The organism is Pseudoalteromonas sp. P1-25, assembly GCF_001401805.1.
GTDB lineage: Bacteria > Pseudomonadota > Gammaproteobacteria > Enterobacterales > Alteromonadaceae > Pseudoalteromonas.
The window spans coordinates 1-203 of sequence record NZ_LKDW01000160.1; the positions used below are offsets into that span (position 1 = coordinate 1).

General features: G+C 49.3%; 1 protein-coding gene. It reads right to left on the reverse strand.

Going from position 1 to position 203, the window contains the following annotated elements:
- The coding region (locus tag AN393_RS20385) for a hypothetical protein (RefSeq protein WP_161804190.1) at nt 1-203 on the reverse strand (203 nt) is incomplete at both ends.

Genomic DNA, 203 nt, shown 5'->3' on the forward strand with positions numbered 1-203 from the left:
ACAAGCGCCGTGGTTTCAACTTGGTTTGTGCCATCACTGATGATCACCGTCACGGTTTGGCCATCTTCTACATCGGTTACTGTCCCACGCACAACCATGGCGGCACTTTCGCCATTACCATTAATCACGCCATCGGCGGTTTTATCAATGCTGGTTGTGATTGCTGCGGTGTTATCAAGCTCGACTGAATCTTGTGCTGAAAT